Below are 18,999 nucleotides of genomic sequence, written 5' to 3'. Positions count from 1 at the left end.
TCAACGCACTCTAAAACCGGAAGGGCCGGCAAAGACCATGTAGTGCAGCTCCTGCACCACGTCGGGGGCGGCGATCCGGGAGACGTCGCCAAGCATGCGCTCTTCCTCCTCCGGAGTGAGCACATCGTCGGGGTCCATGATGTCGGCCTGCACCTCGCGCTGCGCGGGCTGCATGAGAAAATCGGCACGCTCCGGCTCATCAAACACCGCCAAGCTCGCGCCCGCACCAATACCTCCGAGCAGCAGACCACCCGCCACTGCTGCACCGACGATGGCGCCGACCGACGTTATTTTGGGACCACGGCTGGCGGCAAAAGGTTTGATATCGCGAGAGTCGGTCACGGTGATTCTCCAATTCTTCAGCGTTCAGTGCCGCCAATTTTACCCCCGAAAATTGGAAACGACGCGGTGCCCCTACAGCAGCCGCGTCGCCCCTATTCCCTATCACTCACAACGGATTGGAGAAACCGTTTGCCTACCCCCTAAGTAGGCTTTGTGAGCGATTCTCACTCTAGCACTATTTCCCCTCGCAACGGTAGATAAATCTTCAAAAACTCTGTAACGCTTCTACCAGCTCAGTCGATGCTTCACACGCAGGCCTTTGAGCTAGGCTTTTCCATTTTCTTCGTGCCTAGCGGGTGCCCCCACGAGGCCGAATGCCGCGATGGAAATTACCCCCAAAATAGCCAGCGCGGTCCACAGCTGTGGGGACTGTCCCCCATTGCCTGCCACGGTGATGGCGGAGGTTGCCCACTGCATGGGAAAGAGGTGCACAAGCGCACTCATCGCGGCGTTGAGGTCGGTTCCCGTCGAGGCCGCTTTCCACGCCCATCCCACGACGCCCACCTGGGCTACGCCGAGCACACTGCCGAGAACCCAACCGGCGAGCCCCAGTCCGCGCACGAGTGCGTACACAATGCTTGCCGACGCCACCCCGGCCCCCGCCGCCGCGAGCCCCGCCCACGCCACGGCCGCGGCGGTTCCGCCAGTCGCCAGGAGTGCTACGAGCAGCCCTACCACGACGCCGATCAGCACCGCACCGCCCAGCAATGCCAGGATACGGCGCTCCACTCGCGTCAGCAGCGCTCCGATAACCCCGCCGCCCAAGACGGCGATAGCCGCGAGGAGCATGGCCACGATGGGGCTGAGCAGCTGGGCAGGCGCGTTATCGCCCTCAGCTGGTCCAGCTACGGTGGGCAAGGCACGCTGCGCACCCTGCACCTTGGACCGGTTCTGCTGAGCCATGCCGTCTACCTTCTCTGCGCCGGCAACGAGCTTGTCCACACCTTGCAAGGCCTCATCGACCTTGGAGTTGAGCTCGCCAATACCGGCATTGAGCTGCTTTGCGCCCTCCGTGGCTTGATAGACGCCATCGTGGTAGGCGTAGCCGCTCACGGCCAGCTGGTTGGAGAGCTCGCGCGAGCCATCCTTCAGCTGCGTCAGTTGATCCTGAATGGACTGGTCAAACTGGAAGTTCTCCACTTGGCTGCGCAGATCACCGAGCTGCGAGCGGATATTCTTCGCCTCCGCCGAGTGGTTTCCTTCCAAGTCCTTGAGGGTGCCATCGATGGCCTGCAGGATCTGTCCGCGGACCACGCCTAGGCCGATGACTTGGTCGACGGCGCCGCCGACGCCGTCGGCCAGCTCGGTAGCACCGTTGCCCAGCTGGGCGGTGCCGGATTGCAGCTGGACGAGGCCGTCGTATAGCTCCTGCGAGCCGCCGGCCAGTTTGTCCACTCCGCCGCCCAGTTCACCGGCGCCATCCTTCAGCTCACCGGTGCCGTCAGCAAGCTGCTGCGCACCGCTCGCCAGGAATCCCGCCTGGGCGTTGGCTTCGCTGAGGGCACGGGCGACGTCGTAAAGCTCAGCGGGATCGATGGTGCCATCGCTGGGCGCACCCGCCTGCTCCTGGGACCAGGCTTCGGCTGGCTGCCACTCGGACACGGTGGCAACGACCGCGCCGATAACGAGCGGCACGATGAGCACGAGGGCGAGAAGGAGTGCGCGGGTGCCAACCTTCCGGTTAGCGTCAGCAGGAGTAGCTAGGCGTGAGGTCATGTAAAAGAAACTATCGCCCACGCTGGGCAAAAGCGGTCAGGCGCGCGGAAAAGCCCCGCCAGGAACTAGCTTCAATGAACTAGACCGGCGGGGCTACTGGGGTTACGTAATTAACGCGTATGCGTTAATTACTTCTTCTCAGCGAAGAGCTCGCGCACGCGCTTGCCCAGTTGCGGGGAGACTGCATCCCAGTAGGCGTAGACGCGCTCCTCGGTCTCCGGGGACACACCGGCCATAGCGTTGGTGATGTTGTCCGCCAGGCGCTCCTTGGCGTCGTCATCGTAGACGTTCTCGTACAGGTCGGTGGCCTGGACGGTGTCATTGTCCTCAGCGTGGTGGATATAAGGCGCACGCACCAGGTCGATGCCTGCCGGGTCCGGGTTCACGTAGAGATCCGGAGCGGTGGTGGTCTCCTGCTCCTTGAAGCGCAGGTTCTCATCGCCATCCAGGTAGCCGCCGCCCTTAGCGTGACGGTTCGGGGAGTAGACCGGATCCTCCGGGGCGTTGAACAGGTACTGCATCGGCCCCTCGTGCTCGTAGGTGTTGACCTGGTTGAGCGGCTGGTTCACCGGCAGCTGCTTGTAGTTCGGTCCGATTCGGTAGCGCTGCTGGTCGGAGTACGCGAAGACGCGTGCCTGCAGCATCTTGTCCGGAGACAGCCCAATGCCCGGGACAATGTTGGACGGATCCAGGGCAACCTGCTCAATCTGCGCGAAGAAGTTGCGCGGGTTGCGGTTGAGCACGAAGTATCCGACATCGACCAGCGGGTAATCCTTCTTGGACCAGGTCTTGGTGAGATCGAAGGGGTTGAAGCGGTACTCTTCAGCCTCTGCCACCGGCATGATCTGGACCTTGACGTCCCAAACCGGGTAGTTGCCTTCTTCAATGGCGTTGTAGAGGTCCTCGCGGTGGTAGTCCGCGTTCTTGCCGGCCATCTCCGTAGCCTCAGCGTCGGTGAAGTTCTCCACGCCCTGGCGGGTCTTGAAGTGGTACTTCACCCAGAAGGCATCGCCGGACTCGTTGACCCACTGGAAGGTGTGGGAGCCGTAGCCGTTCTGGTGGCGGGTGGTCTTCGGGGTACCGCGGTCACCCATAAGGTAAGTCACCTGGTGGGTGGTCTCCGGGGTGCGGGTCCAGAAATCCCACTGCATGTCAGCATCACGCAGGCCGTTGGCGCCCAGACGCTTCTGGGAGTGGATAAAGTCCGGGAACTTAATGCCGTCACGGATGAAGAAGACCGGGGTGTTATTACCCACGATGTCGTAGTTGCCGTCCTCGGTGTAGAAGCGCAGCGCGAAGCCGTGGACGTCACGCCAGGTATCCGGGGAGCCCTGCTCGCCGGCAACGGTGGAGAAACGGCCCATCATCGGGGTCACGGTGCCCTTCTGGAAGAGCTTGGCCTTGGTGTAAGCAGAGACGTCCTCGGTAACGTGCAGCTCACCAAAGGCGCCGTGGCCCTTAGCGTGCGGGGTGCGCTCCGGCACGCGCTCGCGGTTGAAGTGCGCCAGCTTCTCAATGAGGTGGATGTCATTAAGCACCACCGGGCCGTTCTGGCCAACGGTGATGCTGGTGTTTTCGGTAGCAATTGGCTGACCGGAGGGGCGGGTTGTGTTCGGGCCGCCCGGGGCGCGCTGGCCCTTGTCGAGAACCTTGTCTGCCGCGGACTCATTCGAAGCGTTAGTCATGGGGTTAATGCCTCCTAGATTGGTTGATAATTTGCTTTACATTATCAATCACGGACCTTTCATAGCCTACCCATAAAAAATGACCTGCGCAACAGTTTTTGACGTTGCCAGAGTTCACGGCCTTAAGCCCGAGGCACCCAAGTCCTGCCTCCCCCGACTGGTAAGTTATGGGAGGTGAAACGACACTCCGAGCGCGATGATGCGCGCGTCACCGACCTCGCCCTCAAGGCAGGCCGTGGCGATCGCGCAGCCCTCACGGAGTTCATTAAGTCCACCCAAGATGATGTCTGGCGCCTGCTCGCCCACCTTGGCGGCCCCGATATCGCGGACGATCTCACCCAGGAGACCTACCTGCGCGTCATCGGCGCACTCCCCCGCTTCGCTGCACGCTCCTCAGCGCGCACGTGGCTACTTTCGCTTGCGCGCCGCGTGTGGGTAGATAACATCCGCCACGACATGGCCCGCCCGCGCAAGTCCGCCACCGAGTACGAGGATGCCGCCGCTCTCGCAGCAACTCCCGAAAACGCCGGAACGTGGAGCGAGTGGATCGACGCCCGCACGCTTATCGACGCCCTCCCAGAAGACCGCCGCGAAGCCCTCATCCTGACTCAAGTTCTGGGCTATACCTACGAGGAGGCCGCGAAGATCGCCGGGGTTCGTGTTGGCACTATCCGCTCTCGCGTGGCCCGGGCCCGCAAGGACTTAATCAACCAACGCGGATAATCGTTATCGAGCCGTTACAAATCGGCTTGGCCGGCCATAGAACCTGCATCTACATGCGCCAAACGGCAAATTCTGACACCCCCGCCACTGCCTATCCTTAAGGAAACCGCAGCCCCAGCTGGAAAACACCGATAGACCACGCCTAATCTTTTCCGAGGCACACGTGATAAATCGATAGTCGAACCGGGCCCGCGAGGCTTTCCCGATTGCCCGCACCACACCTTGGGTAGTGATGGCATTCCCCCGGCGCGTGTGAGATTGAGAGACCTCTTTACTTTATGTGGAAACGCGCAGTGGCCATTTCCATGGCCTTCATTGGTGTCGTCGTCGGCGCCGGCTTTGCATCGGGCCAGGAAGCAGTCCAGTACTTCGTGGCCTTCGGAAACAAGGGCCTGTGGGGCGTTGTGCTTGCTGCCGCCCTCATGATCATTACCGGCGTGTCGATTCTGCAGCTCGGATCCTACTTCCAGGCTGACGAACACACGGCTGTCTACGACAGGATCACTGGTCCCATCGTCTCCCGAATTTTGGACTGGGGAACCTTGGCCACGCTGTTCTCCATTGGCTTCGTCATGTTCGCCGGTGGTGGCTCCACTATCAGCCAGCAATTCGAGGGCGTGCCCATCTGGGTGGGCGGCGCCGTCATGCTCGTGCTCGTCCTGCTGGTGGGTCTCCTTGACGTGGATAAAGTCAGTTCTGTTATCGGCGCGATTACGCCTTTCATCATTTTCTTCGTGGTCCTGGCCACCGGCTACACCATCATCGTGACCGACGTGGATTGGTCCTGGGCCAATGACTATGCCATCAACAACGTGGAGAGTCCCCTCAACAACTGGTGGCTGGCAGCGCTGAACTACACCGGCCTCAACGTTATGTGTGCGGTGTCGATGTCCATCGTCATCGGCGGCAACATCCTGGATAACCGCGCTGTAGGCATCGGCGGCCTCATCGGTGGCTTCTTCTACCTGCTCCTGCTCGCTCTCCTCGTGGTCTCTCTCTACATGGTGGCCCCGGACGTTCACGAGCAGGACCTGCCGGTACTCTCGCTGATCAATAACGTGAACCCAATCCTGGGTTACTTCATGACGTTCATCATCTATGGCATGGTCTTCAACACCGCCATCGGCATGTTCTACGCCATGGGCAAGCGCCTCACCCGTAAGAAGCCGAAGCTCTTCTACCCCGTCTACGCGGGCGCCTGTGTCGTGGGCTTCATCCTCTCCTTCATTGGCTTCAAGCAGCTGGTTTCCAGCGTTTACCCGATTCTGGGCTGGATTGGCCTGCTCATGATTGCCGTCATGGTCATCACCTGGATTACCCAGCGCGACAAGATCACCTCCGAGTCTGACCGCCGCGTGCGCGCCCGCACCTTGGTTAAGCGCCGCCTTGACCCGCGCGAGCACTTCACCAAGAAGAACGAGCGCGAGCTGCGCAAGCTGGCAGCGGCCTCCAACATGGAAACTGAAGAGTTCGTCTCGACCGTTGCCGATGAGATCCACGAGGAGCTCGAGGCCGACGATGAGATTGAATACGACCGCGAGGATCCGGAACCCTCTGTGACCTTCGTGGAGCACACGAAGCCCGAGGTGCCGAAGGACTAGCCCTTCCGCACACCCCCTTTCCCATTACTCACAAAAAGTCCGCCCCCAGATATCACTCTGGGGGCGGACTTTTCTTATTTATGCGGGTTCTAAAACTCGCTGCAGCTTTGCTTTAGACCAGCAGCTCCGCAATCTGAATGGTGTTGAGCGCGGCGCCCTTGCGCAGGTTATCGCCGGAGACTACGAAGACAAGGCCCTTGTTGTCCTCGACCGCCTGGTCCTGGCGGATGCGACCGACCAAGGAGAGGTCGATGCCGGCTGCCGCCAGCGGGGTCGGCACATCGACGACCTTGACGCCCGGTGCGGACGACAGCACCTCGCGGGCCTGTTCCGGGGTAATCGGCTTCTCAAACTCCGCGTGCACCACCATGGTGTGGCCGGTGAACACCGGGATGCGCACGCACGTACCGGAGACCTTGAGCTCCGGGATGCCCAGGATCTTGCGGGACTCGTTGCGCAGCTTTTGCTCCTCGTCGGTTTCTTCCGTGCCATCATCGACGAGGTTGCCGGCCAGCGGCAGCGCGTTGTACGCAATCGGGGCGACGTAGGGGCCCAGATCCTCCTCGGAGACCTCGAGCGCCGAGCCATCGTGGACGAGCTCAACGTTGCGGTCGCCGATGGACGCTACTTGCTTAACCAGGGTTTCCACACCTGCCAGGCCTGAGCCGGAAACGGCCTGGTAGGAGGCGACGCGCATGGTGGTGAGACCGGCGGCGTCGTGAAGCGCCTTCGTGACCGGCATGATCGCCATGGTCGTGCAGTTCGGGTTGGCGATGATGCCCTTCGGGGTGTTTCCCTTTTCCTGCGGGTTCACTTCCGAGACAATCAGCGGCACGTCCGGGTCCTTGCGCCATGCGGAGGAATTATCCACCACGATGGCACCGGCCTCGGCGAAGAGCGGCGCATACTGCTTGGAAGTGGAACCGCCGGCGGAGAACACGGCGACGTCGATCCCAGCGAGGCTTTCTACGGTCTGCTCTGCCAGATCTTCCACGACAACCTTCTCCTCGCGGAAGGTGAGCTCCTGTCCCGCCGAGCGCGCGGAGGCGAAGAAACGGACCGTCTCGGCCGGGAAGTTGCGCTCCTCCAAGAGGGTGCGCATCACGCGGCCGACCTGGCCGGTGGCGCCTACTACTGCAACAGTGGTCATGACCTTTACTCCTTAAGTTTTAGCGTCCGGTACCAGCATAAACGGTGGCCTCTTCCTCGCCACCTAGCTGGAACTTCTCATGCAAAGCAATCGCCGCCTTGTCCAGGTCAGCCTCGCGCGTCAGCACGGAAATGCGGATCTCAGAGGTGGAGATGAGCTCCATGTTGACCCCTGCGTCACGCAATGCCTCCGTGAAGTCCGCGGTGACACCGGGGTGGGACTTCATGCCGGCACCGACCAGGGAAACCTTGCCCACTTGGTCGTCGTACAGCACGTTGGCCCAGTGGCCGTCTTCCTTGAGCTTGGCCAGAATCTCCATTGCCTTCGGCCCATCCGAGCGCGGGCAGGTGAAGGTGATGTCGGTCGTGCCGGACTCCAGGGAGGAGACGTTCTGAAGGACCATGTCGATGTTGATCTCGGCATCTGCAATAGCGCGGAACACCTTGGCGGCCTCACCCGGGCGGTCCGGGATTCCCAGGACGGTGACCTTGGCCTCGGAGCGGTCGGTTGCGATGCCGGTTAGTACTGCTTCTTCCACGGGGATATCCTCCATTGAACCGGCGATGAGCGTGCCGGGGTCGTTTGAATAAGACGAGCGAACTCGAAGGGGAACGTTGAACGCGCGGGCGTATTCGACGCTGCGCAGGACCAGAATCTTAGAGCCCACGGCGGCCAACTCGAGCATCTCCTCGAAGGAGAGCTGCTCGAGCTTCTGGGCGTTGTGAACGATGCGGGGATCAGCGGTGTAGACGCCGTCGACATCGGAGTAAATCTCACACACATCGGCCTTGAGCGCTGCCGCCAACGCCACCGCGGTCGTGTCCGATCCGCCACGGCCGAGGGTGGTGACATCGCGCGATTCCTTGTTGACGCCCTGGAAACCCGCGACGATGCAGATTTTGCCTGCATCCAGCGCCTCGGTAAGGCGGCCCGGGGTGACGTCGACAATGCGGGCGTTACCATGACGCTCAGTGGTGAGCACACCAGCTTGGGAGCCGGTGAAGGATTGAGCCTGCGCACCGAGGGACTCCACTGCCATGGCAACGAGCGCATTGGAGATGCGCTCGCCAGCGGTCAGCAGCATGTCCATCTCGCGCTGCGGCGGGACGGGGTTGACCTGGGCGGCGAGGTCTAGGAGCTCATCGGTGGTATCCCCCATGGCGGAGCACACGACAACCACGTCGTTGCCCTGTTTCTTCGTCGCCACAATGCGCTCCGCCACCGCGCGAATGCGCTCTGCGCTTTCGAGGGAGGATCCCCCGTATTTCTGTACGACTAGGGCCACTGACGGTCCCACCTTTCCTGTTTGTGAGGGCCATTACCTGTTCACCGCCCAATACCTATAGACCGGCAGTCAACTCCTTTAGACTACCGCCCTTTGGCTACCATCGAAACACGTGCTGGATATTAATTCCAGGTAAGGTGGAAACGATGCTTTCAAACCTGGTTGCCGTTGCTTTCGCACTGGCCTCGGCACTAGTCGTGGCCTGGGGCACTGTCATACGCCACCGAATCGTGTTGGACGCCAGCTCCCGCAGCGTCATGCGTACCGCAATTCGCACGCCCCTGTGGTGGATTGGCACCGGAGCCGCCGTCGTTGCCTATGCCTTGCAGCTCATCGCACTCCACTTCGGCACACTGCTCATCGTGCAGCCCATCCTCGTCCTGTCCCTGATGTTCACACTGCCGCTCGCCGCGTGGTATGCCCGGCGGCCGATGCCGGCGCGGGAGGTCTTCTGGTGCTTGGCGCTGACCATCGCAGTGGGCATCATGGTGGTCTACGGACGCCCCACCGCAGGCTTGACGACGCCCAGCTGGTCCCAGTGGTGGCCCGCCTTCGCCCTCGGCGCGCTGACACTCACCGCGCTCTTCGTGGCGGCCTATAACCGGCCGGAGGAATCCGCGCTGGCACTCGGCGCCGCCTGCGGCATCCTCTACGGCTACGTGGCGCTCGTAGCGAAAGCGGTGGTTGACGTCCTCTCCCACCAAGGCATCGCAGCATTGCTAGCCAGCTGGGAGCTGTACGTGCTCATCGGGCTGGCGGCTGCCGGAACCGTGATCCAGCAGTATTCCTTCCACGCCGGTGCTCTTGCGCACTCCCTTCCCGCGATGACCATCATGGAACCCATCGTGGCTTTCGGCCTGGGTTACTGGGTTTTGGGTGAGAAATTCCAGGTCGAGAGCATCGCAGGCTGGTGCGTGATGGGGGCTTCGCTCATCATCATGGTTGCCGCCACGATCGTCCTGTCACGCATTCCGGTCAACCCGGGAAGCACTCGGCGCGCGGAACAAAGCCCGCGCTAGATCGCCCACTCAAAGACCACCAGCATGTAAGCGGAGAACCACGCCGACCACAGGACCCATGCACCGCAGGCAGCCCACAGCATGCGTGGGCGCCACGCCGTGGCGGCGCGCACAACCCACGGCAACACCAGAATGATCGCGGGCAAGAGGAGACGCGGGCGCGAGTGCATGATGCCGTCGGAAAGCAGCACATTCGCACATAACGCGGCGCTAAACCACCAAGCGACCGGGTTAACCTTCCCCCAAGCCGCGATGAGCAACACGGGGGCACCGAGGATCACCAGCACGGTGAGCAGGTAGCCCACATCATTGTTTTCCGTCAAGGTTTCCCACACGAACCGCACGGTGGCAACGCCCCCGTCGAAGGTGGAGTTCCAGTGTTCGGTTTGGATGCCGAAGTAGCCGCCAGCCTCCGCCAGGTAGCGCTGCGTCCATAACAAGTAACCCGGCAGCGGGAGCGACGCCACGATGAGGCTGAGCCACGCCTGCCAGGAACGCCGCCCGTAAAGGAGCACCCACAAGCCAAAAACTACAAGGAAATCCACGGAGGTCAGCCGAACAAAGGACAAGGCGATACCGAAAGCTGCGGCGCTCCACCAATCGCGTTCATCCAGCGCCACGAGCCCCCACACCACAAGGGCCCCGAAGAGGGCTTCCGTATAGGGCATGGACAACACAATGGACATCGGAGCACTGCTGACCACGATGGCCGCGGCGCATTGCCCACGGCGCCCCGCCCCCAAGCGCTGCGCTAGGACCATGACTCCAGCAGCCATAACCGCGGTCAAAAGAGTATTCACAATGAGAGCAGCGACCTCAAGGCTGATCCCAGTCCACCCCAGAACCCGCAACAGTATGGGAAAACCCGGGAAGAAAGCCATGGTCTTCTCATAGACCGGCCCATCCGTATGGATGTCCGCATCGAAATAACCTACGCGCGCAATCTCCAGGTAGTACTTAGAGTCCCAGGCCGTGAGCTGATCCCACAGCTCCTGTTCGTTAACGGCTGCGATGCCGTTCAGCACAGCAATACGCACTGCAGCTCCCACTACCGCGACCAGCACGGCCATGGGCAGGAGCGGAAGTACCCCTGGCGCGCCCTCAGGGGTCGCGGCGGCATCCGGTTCCTTGTCCGGCGCGGCCTTCTTCCCAGGTTCCGGAGCAGTCGTCATGGTGTTTTCTTCAAGCACGTCACACATCCTAGCCACCCACAACCCCATCCCATTATGTGAAACCAGTTGCCACAGAGTGGGAAGCGTTGTATTGTGGCTCACATGACTTTGCGGCACACTCTTCTCCTTAGTAGCCGCGGCGGGATTTAGGTTTGTAACTCTACGGCCAGCGCCCCGTCGCGGAGCGTGGTGATGCCAACGCACACCACAGCTGGCCGTCCCCCACAATTCACTACATCGTTGCTCATCAGGCAATGCAGCGAAACAAACGCCTCAGAGCTCACACAAGGAAGAGAACAAACACCATGTCCCCCAACGATTCTTTCATCTCCGCTCCCCGCGAAATCACTACTCCGGCCGGCCCGCGCAACGAGAACCAGCCCGCCTGGAATAAGCAGCGCGGCTCCTCAATGCCAGTCCACCGCTACCAGAGCTTCGCCCAGGAGGTCGAGCCCGTCACGCTGCCGGACCGCACGTGGCCGGATAAGAAGATTACTGTGGCCCCGCAGTGGTGCGCGGTAGATCTGCGCGATGGTAACCAGGCCCTGATTGATCCGATGTCCCCGCAGCGCAAGCACCGCATGTTCGACCTGCTGGTCAAGATGGGCTACAAGGAAATCGAGGTGGGCTTCCCTTCCGCCTCCCAAACGGACTTCGACTTTGTCCGCGAGATTATTGAGGGCAATAAGATCCCTGAAGACGTCACCATCCAGGTCTTGGTCCAGGCCCGCGAGCACCTGATCCGCCGCACCTTCGAGGCGTGCCAGGGCGCGAAGAACGTCATCGTGCACTTCTACAACTCCACCTCGAAGCTGCAACGCCGCGTGGTATTCCGCAAGGACCGCCCGGCCATCAAGAAGCTGGCCACGGATGCCGCGGAGCTCATCAAGAGCATTGCCAAGGATTACCCGGATACCAATTGGCGCTGGGAGTACTCTCCGGAATCCTTCACGGGAACCGAGCTGGACTTCGCCGTCGAGGTCTGCGATGCCGTCGTCGACATCATGGAGGCCACCCCGGACAACCCCATGATCATCAACCTGCCGTCCACGGTGGAGATGATTAGCCCGAACGTGTACGCCGACCAGATCGAGTGGATGCACCGCAACTTTGCCAAACGTGACTCCATCATCCTGTCACTGCACCCCCATAACGATCGCGGCGAAGGCATTGCCGCCGCCGAGCTGGGCTACATGGCCGGCGCAGATCGCATCGAGGGCTGCCTGTTTGGCAACGGTGAGCGTACCGGCAACGTAGACATCGTCACGCTGGGTCTGAATATGCTCACCCAGGGCGTGGACCCGCAGATCGATTTCTCCGATCTGCCCAAGATCCGCGAGACGGTGGAGTACTGCAACCAGCTGCGCGTACCGGAGCGCCACCCCTACGGCGGCGAGCTGGTGTTCACGGCCTTCTCCGGCTCCCACCAGGATGCCATCAACAAGGGCCTGGATGCCCTGGCCCAGGAGGTACGCCCCGGCGCCAACAACACCGAGGTGTCGTGGGAGGAACTGCAGGAAACCACCTGGGAAGTTCCCTACCTGCCCATCGACCCGAAGGATGTCGGCCGCGATTACCAGGCGGTCATCCGCGTCAACTCGCAGTCCGGCAAGGGCGGCGTAGCTTACATCATGAAGACCGACCATGGCATCAACATGCCGCGTGCCATGCAGGCGGAGTTCTCCTCCGTCGTGCAGGCGGTGACCGACGCCGAAGGTGGCGAGGTCAACTCCAAGAACATGTGGGACATCTTCGCCAACGAATTCCTGGAGCGCACCTCCCCGCTAGAGCTGGTCTCCTTCCAGGTGGACAACTCCACCACAGAGGGCGAGGACGCCAAGGTAACCGCGACCATCGTCTTCAACGGTGAGAAGCGCGTTGTCTCCGGCATCGGCAATGGCCCCATCGCCGCATACGCCAATGCGCTGGAGGACGTCGGAATTGATTTCGAGGTCATCGACTACTCCCAGCAATCCCGTACTGCTGGCGACGACGCCGAGGCCGCCTGCTACATCGCCGCCGAGGTTAACGGCGCCCAGGTATGGGGCGCGGGCATCGCTGGCTCGACGACGCGCGCATCCATCAACGCGATTACGTCCGCAGTCAACCGCGCAGACTAAGCCAGGCAAAGCCAGACTTAACAACAGTGCAGCTAGGGAGGGAGGAGCACGTTCCTCCCTAGCTTCCAGCATCCGAGCTTTAAGCTATGCGCAAAAATTCCTCGTCACCATATCCCGCTGAATGCGCTTTCTTGTAGGCCAGAACTCAGAGCGATATAGTTAAGCAGCATAACTGCACTGCAATAAAGATTTTTCAAACATTTCGTGCGGCTAGTCAGCGCTTCAGTCTGGGCTTCGGCATTCCCAATGCTCACGGCAGACCCGCCCAGCCGTATGCACCCGACGTGGTCTACTCAGCGAAGGCGAGCAATATGACGGTCACTAACTATGTGGTTCCCCACCACGGGTTTGGCACACCGCGTCGCCTGACGGTTGACACCGTAAACCCGGAGATGTTCCTGCAGTTGCTTTCGCTAACTGAAAGCAGTCATCTCCCCGTCACTTTGAGTGGACATTCAAGTACAGGATTTCGCGTCCATCACGGCGAAGACATCGTGGGCGAGATCCCTGCCTCCCAAACTGCTGATTACACGGAACTGGACTGGATCATTGATGCGGGACTAAACCCACAAGCCACCGCGGAGATCGCACTCCGCGAGGATGCGGCGGAAGAAACCATTCCTGCTTTCGAGGTCCTCCTCCCCGAGCCTGGCCTGTGCGTTCCGCTCAATATTCCCCCGGCTCAGCGGTGGGGCATGCTCAGCGGCCAGCGCGCTTTGCGCATCACCGAGTTTGCAGTCCCGTCCAGTTCCCTACCGACGCACCCTGCGCACCTCCTTGTGCGTTTGACCAACAACCGGCACTTTTTCCGACGCTCCATCGAGGTTCACCTTGATGACGAACTCGTCGCCACGATTCCGCGGGAGCGGGCTCCCTGGCTGAGCGATACCATCGCAGGATTCAATCACGAGGGTCTCATCGCAGTCGCCCGCGCATATTTCATATCGGATGGACAACCAACCCTCACCGTCTATTCCGAAGAAGGCACGCCGGAAAGCCACTTCGCCGTGGGAACCGCCGGAATCATCGCTGCCGCCGCGGGCGCAGCGGCCGTGAAGGTCACCAACAGTGGCAAGGCACACGCAGCCAGCCTGCCGGCTGGCGGAATTGAGGCTACCGGCGCAGCGAAGACCGCCGGTACTGCTGCCACGCAGAGTGCACAAGCCCTGTCCCTCAACTCTGCCGGGGCGGCTGCCGTGACCGGAACAAAGATCGCTGCAGCTAGCACTGGGCTCAAGGTAGCTTGTGCTGCTGGCGTAGCCGTCGTGGTCGGCGGGGCTGCCAACTTCGCATCTTCCGGGAATTCCTCCGGTTCACACCACCATAACCTCGCCGAATCGGCTTTTGAGGAAAACACTCTCGCTGTATCCACGTCACACTCTGCCGACGCCGACGCTGCTGCTATTGAGGACAAGGCCTCCGACGTCGCGGACACTGCGGACATTGTGGCTGCAGACGCCCACCTCCCCGAGGAGCGGGATGATACGGACGCTACGCAAGCGCTTAGCCCGACTGGTTTTTCCGAGCCCACAGAGCCTACTGAGCTGACCGAACCAGCAGAACCCACGGAGCTCGCTGAGCCCACGGAACGTACCCCACTGCCTGCTGCCGAGGAGGCTGCTACTTCACCGCAGGCGGATCACCTGCCGCATACAGCACCGACAACAGCAGCACCTCGGACCACCGAACCCACAGCGGAGGAGCTCGACGCTCCGGAGGCTCGCCGCACTGAGGCGTTCACCGCTCCCAGCTCCAGCCCTAGGAGCACCGTAAAAAGCACGGAATCAACCACTTCACGTGAGGTCAGTCGCTCCGCAGAGCCGCCGACCACCACGCGCCCGCTGAGCACTACTTCGCGGCCGCGCACAACGCCGCCGATCCACGTACCCCGTCCCACCCCACAAACTCAGGCGACCCCGTCGCCGACTGTGGTGACGACTACGCCGAAGCCACCAGCTGAACCCACGCGCTCCACGTCAAAGGCTGCTCCCACCACCACTCCGGTGGGCGAAGATCGAACCGCACCTCACGACGAACCAACTGCCCCGAGCACGCCGCCGGCCACTACCCCTGTGACCACGCGCGTCAGCACACCACCCACGGCGGCTCCGGCGCCCTCGACTACTTCTGCTCCGGCAACTCCAACGCCCACCACCAAGCCCAAACCAACTAGCAAGCCCAAGCCCACCACGAAGCCCACGCCGACCGCTAAGCCCACGCCAACTAGCAAGCCCAAGCCGACCACTCAACCTCAGCCCACCAGAAAGCCCGAGCCGACTAAAGAGCCCGAGCCCAGCCGCGAGCCTGACCCCACTCCCGAGCAATCCGACCGCGGCGGCTGGGTCATCATCATCGACTTTGGCTAGTCCGCAGCGCGCTTACCTTCACCGCGATTCAGTGGAGACAACCCCCTTCACGTGTGCCCTTTCCAGCTTCCTCGCAGTTGGGTACTAAACTGTGAACAATGACTACGACACCCGGCCCCACCGAGCCTGCAGCGCAGCCCAGCGCTGCAGAGACGCCGGCCGCGGCGTCACCACACACCGGCGCCCCTAAGCCGGGCCCGCGCCCCCACCAGGCAGATACGAAGCAGACCGCTAGGGAGCACAAGGCCTCTGCCCGCGAGGAAGCTCTCGCCGCCTTTCCCTACGTGGCGCTGACCATCCAAACCACCGGAATCCACCCTTCGACCGGCCGCCTGCTCACCGTGGATGCGTTGACTCTTAACGCCGCTGGGGAGATCGGCCAGGAATTCCACGCCGTCATCAACCCAGGCGCAGACCCCGGACCGCGGCACCTCCACGGGTTAAGCGTCGAAGAAATCCAGGCTGGGCAGTCTTTCTCCATGCTGCTCAAGCCCCTGGACCGGCTCATTGATGGCCGCACCCTCATCGTCCACGACACCCCTTATACCTGGGGATTCATCGTCTCCGAAGCGCGCCGTGCAATGACCGCCGCTGCCCGCCAGAACCGCGCGCGCAATCGCAACCGGGGCAAGGGCCGACGCCGCCGCTTCAAGGTGGGACACGTCCCCACCCCAGTCGCCATCGTGGATACTCTCGCCACCGCCCGCCGCCAAAGCGTGTGGGGCACCGACATCCGCTTGGCGGCCGTCGCGCGTGACACCGGCCTTTCCGCACCCGACCCCACGGCCAGCGTCGAACGTGCGCAGAGGACAGAAAAAGATACCTCCCGCGAAGCAACCCGCCTGCTCGTGGCTCTTTATCGCGCGCAAGCTTCAGGCCCACTGAGCAGTGCCACACCGGATGACCTGCGAGCGGATCGTTTCGGGCTGCAGCGCTCCCACGTCCGCGTCGACGCTGCTGAAGCGCCCCGCCAGCACCACAACCCCGGTCCGTATGTGCCCGGCAAGGAGCTCATCCGCGGCATGGAGATCGTCGTAGCCCCGGAAATCACCGAGGACCCCGATACCATCATCGCCGCCCTAGCCCGCGAGGAGCTCAACTACTCTGAAAAGCTCACCCGAGAAACGTCCCTGGTGGTCTGCAACATCACCACCAACCTCGTGGGCAAGCCCATGCACGCTCACCGCAAGGACATCCCCCTGATGTCCGACACCGCTTTCCTCGCCGCCCTCGAGCGCATCGAGGAACCCACGGAGCCAGAAGAGCAGTCCGCATCTGGTGGGGCGGGCAACTCAGGGAAGCGCCAGGGCGAGGGACGCTCCGGTGGGCAGTCCAACCGCAACCGCTCCACGAACAAGAATCGCCGTCGCTCCCGCCGTAAATCTTCCGGTAATCATCAGCCCGCTAAACAAGGGCACAACGATAAGAAGAACCAGAACCCTTCAACCGAGGGTTCCGCAGGCGACAAGCCTGCTCACTCGGGCTCGGCTACCAACCAAGGTTCGCAGGGCTCTGGCAACAACAACCGAAACAAGGGCGGAAACCACGGGCGTCGGCGTCGCCGACGCGGTGGACGCGGCCGCCGCGGTAATGGCAACCAGCAGGGCCAACAAAACTCGGGACACAACCGCTCCCGCAACACCGATAGCTAGCGTCCCCCGACTACCCTGGGGAACATGAATTTTAACTTCCGAAGCGCGTTCTCCTCCGCGCGCACTGCGGTTGCCACCACCGCTGCGACGCTGGCTACCACTGCCTCGCGCGCCACGGGCCGCGGCGCCGGCGGCATGATTGGCGGACTCATCGCCAACGCCATCGACCCCACCATCATGCAGAACCTGGCCAAGCAGCGCCCAGCCATCCTGGTGACCGGAACCAACGGTAAATCCACCACCACGCGCATGCTCGCCGCCGCTGTGCGCACCGAGCACTCCGTGGCCACCAATGATGGCGGCGACAACATGGACGCCGGAATCATCTCCGCGCTTCTAGCAGGCAAGGACGCGAGCCACTTAGTGCTGGAAGTGGACGAGCTCCACGTTCCCCACGTCGCGGATAACCTCAACCCCACCGCGCTGGTGTTGCTGAACCTCTCACGCGACCAGCTGGACCGCGTGGGCGAAATTAACAAGATCGAGCGGGCCCTGCGCGGCGCAGTCGAGGCACACCCGGATATGCTCATCATCGCCAACTGCGATGACGTCCTCATGACCTCCGTGGCCTATGACGCTAAGAATGTTATTTGGGTGTCCGCTGGTGCCGGCTGGATGGGTGAATCCGTCACCTGCCCGCGCACCGGAGGACACATCGTGCGCGAAGGCGAGGACTGGCACGCGGTCAAGCCGCTTGCCGACGGCCGCGAATTCCGCCGCCCCACCCCCACCTGGGCAGTGACGGAGGAAGGACTGGTGAGCCCGGAGGGCGTCGACAAGCTCCAGCTCTCCCTGCCGGGGCAGGCCAACCGCGGCAATGCTGCCCAAGCCGTCGCCGCTGCCGTCGAGGCCTTTGGTGTGGATCGCCACAAGGCCATTGCCGCCGCGGAAAGCGTCGACGATGTAGCCGGGCGCTATTCCACCATCACGCTAGGAAACCGCACCATCCGCCTGCTGCTGGCTAAGAACCCGGCCGGCTGGCAGGAGGCGCTGTCCATGGTGGACCGCGAGGCCGATGGCCTGGTCATCGCTACCAACGGCCACGTGGCCGACGGTATTGATATGTCCTGGCTGTGGGACGTGCGCTTCGAGGACTTCGACGATCTGCCAGTCAAGGCTGCGGGTGAGCGCGGCACCGACCTCGCAGTGCGTTTGGTCTATGCGGATATCTCGCACGAGCTCATCCCGGATCCCCTCACCGCTATTCAGTCCTGCCCGGAGGGCCGCATCGAGGTCTTGGCCAACTACACCGCCTTCCGTGATCTGAAGAAGGCCCTTACCGCCGCAGCAGCAAAGGAGCACTCGAATGACTAGCCTGCAGATTGGCCTCATCCTCCCCGACATCCTGGGCACCTACGGCGATGACGGCAACGCCCTCGTGCTGCGCCAGCGCGCCCGCATGCGCGGCCACGAGGCAGAGATCGTGCCCATCAAGCTGGGTGAGCCAGTGCCGGAGTCCCTCGACGTCTACACCCTGGGCGGTGGCGAGGACACCGCGCAGATTCTCGCCGCGGAGCACCTCATCGCTGACGGTGGCCTCACCCGCGCTGCCTCCGCTGGTCGCCCGATTCTGGCAATTTGCGCTGGCCTACAGGTGCTCGGCGAGTCCTTCCGTGCGTCCGGCCGCGTGGTGGATGGCGTGGGGCTTATCGACGCCACCACTGCCTCCATGGCCGAGCGCGCCATCGGCGAGGTAGCCACGGAACCGACCAAGGCGGGCATTACCGCTGAGCTCACCGAGCCGCTCACCGGTTTTGAGAACCACATGGGTGCCACCATCCTGGGGCCTGCCGCCCAACCGCTGGGAACGCTGACCCGCGGAACCGGCAATGCGGATACCGCCGCCATCCTGGACCTCTCCGACAGGGCCGTCCAGCGCGGCGCCGAGGGCGCGGTGCAGGGCAGCGTCATCGCCACCTACATGCACGGCCCTGTCCTAGCGCGCAACCCGCAGCTGGCGGATCTGCTGCTGGCCAAGGCCATGGGAGTCGCGCTCAGCGAACTCGAGCCCTTGAACATCCCCGCCATTGACCAGCTGCGCACCGAGCGTTTTAACGCCTCGGAGCCGCCGCGCTCGCAGCGCTAGATATCAATAGAAGTAACTAGCTGAACCGATTGACCACAACCTTCGGCACACGGTACACTTGGCAACGGACGCACTAGGGTGC

General features: G+C 62.4%; 13 protein-coding genes and 1 pseudogene. 8 read left to right on the top strand and 6 right to left on the bottom strand.

The annotated features are described in order from the left end of the window. From HMPREF3056_RS11700 to HMPREF3056_RS11690, 3 genes are all read right to left on the bottom strand, one after another. The gene (locus HMPREF3056_RS11700) at positions 1–342 is read right to left on the bottom strand and encodes a hypothetical protein (protein ID WP_070754916.1); all 342 of its coding nucleotides are present in this window, start codon (positions 340–342) and stop codon (positions 1–3) included. Positions 343–606: 264 nt separating this feature from the next. Beyond that, complete coding sequence (locus tag HMPREF3056_RS11695; RefSeq protein ID WP_049157838.1) at positions 607–2,058, bottom strand: hypothetical protein; 1,452 nt, start codon at positions 2,056–2,058, stop codon at positions 607–609. Between the two features lie 128 nt (positions 2,059–2,186). After that, positions 2,187–3,743: a catalase gene (locus HMPREF3056_RS11690; protein ID WP_049157836.1), complete on the bottom strand. Its 1,557-nt coding sequence runs from the start codon at positions 3,741–3,743 to the stop codon at positions 2,187–2,189. Positions 3,744–3,917: 174 nt separating this feature from the next. Between HMPREF3056_RS11690 and HMPREF3056_RS11685 the strand changes: the two genes are divergently transcribed. Next, positions 3,918–4,466 carry an RNA polymerase sigma factor gene (locus HMPREF3056_RS11685; protein WP_049157834.1) on the top strand — a complete coding sequence of 183 codons (549 nt, stop codon included), beginning with the start codon at positions 3,918–3,920 and terminating at the stop codon, positions 4,464–4,466. A gap of 278 nt (positions 4,467–4,744) precedes the next feature. Continuing rightward, positions 4,745–6,067: a YkvI family membrane protein gene (locus HMPREF3056_RS11680; protein WP_049157833.1), complete on the top strand. Its 1,323-nt coding sequence runs from the start codon at positions 4,745–4,747 to the stop codon at positions 6,065–6,067. 112 nt (positions 6,068–6,179) lie between these two features. Here the strand turns inward: HMPREF3056_RS11680 and HMPREF3056_RS11675 are convergent, their stop codons facing one another. Further along, positions 6,180–7,217: an aspartate-semialdehyde dehydrogenase gene (locus HMPREF3056_RS11675; protein ID WP_070754915.1), complete on the bottom strand. Its 1,038-nt coding sequence runs from the start codon at positions 7,215–7,217 to the stop codon at positions 6,180–6,182. Positions 7,218–7,236: 19 nt separating this feature from the next. Further along, on the bottom strand, positions 7,237–8,502 hold the full coding sequence (locus tag HMPREF3056_RS11670; RefSeq protein ID WP_070754914.1) for an aspartate kinase: 1,266 nt from the start codon (positions 8,500–8,502) through the stop codon (positions 7,237–7,239). A gap of 146 nt (positions 8,503–8,648) precedes the next feature. Here HMPREF3056_RS11670 and HMPREF3056_RS11665 point away from each other — a divergent pair, with 146 nt between their 5' ends. Further along, positions 8,649–9,521 carry a DMT family transporter gene (locus tag HMPREF3056_RS11665; RefSeq protein ID WP_070754913.1) on the top strand — a complete coding sequence of 291 codons (873 nt, stop codon included), beginning with the start codon at positions 8,649–8,651 and terminating at the stop codon, positions 9,519–9,521. Here the strand turns inward: HMPREF3056_RS11665 and HMPREF3056_RS11660 are convergent. Then, on the bottom strand, positions 9,518–10,720 hold the full coding sequence (locus HMPREF3056_RS11660) for a mannosyltransferase family protein (protein ID WP_070754912.1): 1,203 nt from the start codon (positions 10,718–10,720) through the stop codon (positions 9,518–9,520). The genes HMPREF3056_RS11665 and HMPREF3056_RS11660 overlap by 4 nt on opposite strands. A 278-nt stretch (positions 10,721–10,998) precedes the next feature. Between HMPREF3056_RS11660 and leuA the strand changes: the two genes are divergently transcribed. The 5 genes and pseudogenes from leuA (at position 10,999) to HMPREF3056_RS11635 (ending at position 18,917) form a co-directional block, all read left to right on the top strand. After that, entirely contained in the window at positions 10,999–12,813 is a 1,815-nt protein-coding gene (gene leuA, locus HMPREF3056_RS11655; RefSeq protein ID WP_070754911.1) for a 2-isopropylmalate synthase, read from the top strand. A gap of 311 nt (positions 12,814–13,124) precedes the next feature. After that, positions 13,125–15,179: a hypothetical protein gene (locus HMPREF3056_RS11650; protein WP_141759876.1), complete on the top strand. Its 2,055-nt coding sequence runs from the start codon at positions 13,125–13,127 to the stop codon at positions 15,177–15,179. A 98-nt stretch (positions 15,180–15,277) separates the two neighbouring features. After that, positions 15,278–16,444 (top strand): annotated as a pseudogene (locus tag HMPREF3056_RS11645) (DNA polymerase III subunit epsilon); the annotation flags it as partial. Between the two features lie 411 nt (positions 16,445–16,855). After that, positions 16,856–18,145 (top strand): Mur ligase family protein, encoded by a 1,290-nt coding sequence (locus tag HMPREF3056_RS11640; RefSeq protein ID WP_070754908.1) that lies wholly within the window; start codon positions 16,856–16,858, stop codon positions 18,143–18,145. Beyond that, entirely contained in the window at positions 18,138–18,917 is a 780-nt protein-coding gene (locus HMPREF3056_RS11635; protein WP_070754907.1) for a type 1 glutamine amidotransferase, read from the top strand. The genes HMPREF3056_RS11640 and HMPREF3056_RS11635 overlap by 8 nt, the downstream gene beginning before the upstream one ends. Positions 18,918–18,999: the final 82 nt, after the last annotated feature.

The organism is Corynebacterium sp. HMSC056F09, from assembly GCF_001815785.1.
GTDB lineage: Bacteria > Actinomycetota > Actinomycetes > Mycobacteriales > Mycobacteriaceae > Corynebacterium > Corynebacterium hiratae.
Note: the sequence above shows the minus strand (reverse complement) of the source record. Positions and strands in the feature narration are given on the sequence as shown.

Bases quoted from the DNA above. Each gene is read 5' to 3' on its own strand.
- HMPREF3056_RS11695 (WP_049157838.1), bottom strand. From the start codon at position 2,058: ATGACCTCACGCCTAGCTACTCCTGCTGACGCTAACCGGAAGGTTGGC.
- HMPREF3056_RS11635 (WP_070754907.1), top strand. From the start codon at position 18,138: ATGACTAGCCTGCAGATTGGCCTCATCCTCCCCGACATCCTGGGCACC.
- HMPREF3056_RS11680 (WP_049157833.1), top strand. From the start codon at position 4,745: ATGTGGAAACGCGCAGTGGCCATTTCCATGGCCTTCATTGGTGTCGTC.
- HMPREF3056_RS11650 (WP_141759876.1), top strand. From the start codon at position 13,125: ATGACGGTCACTAACTATGTGGTTCCCCACCACGGGTTTGGCACACCG.
- HMPREF3056_RS11640 (WP_070754908.1), top strand. From the start codon at position 16,856: ATGAATTTTAACTTCCGAAGCGCGTTCTCCTCCGCGCGCACTGCGGTT.
- HMPREF3056_RS11660 (WP_070754912.1), bottom strand. From the start codon at position 10,720: ATGTGTGACGTGCTTGAAGAAAACACCATGACGACTGCTCCGGAACCT.
- HMPREF3056_RS11675 (WP_070754915.1), bottom strand. From the start codon at position 7,217: ATGACCACTGTTGCAGTAGTAGGCGCCACCGGCCAGGTCGGCCGCGTG.
- leuA (WP_070754911.1), top strand. From the start codon at position 10,999: ATGTCCCCCAACGATTCTTTCATCTCCGCTCCCCGCGAAATCACTACT.
- HMPREF3056_RS11665 (WP_070754913.1), top strand. From the start codon at position 8,649: ATGCTTTCAAACCTGGTTGCCGTTGCTTTCGCACTGGCCTCGGCACTA.
- HMPREF3056_RS11690 (WP_049157836.1), bottom strand. From the start codon at position 3,743: ATGACTAACGCTTCGAATGAGTCCGCGGCAGACAAGGTTCTCGACAAG.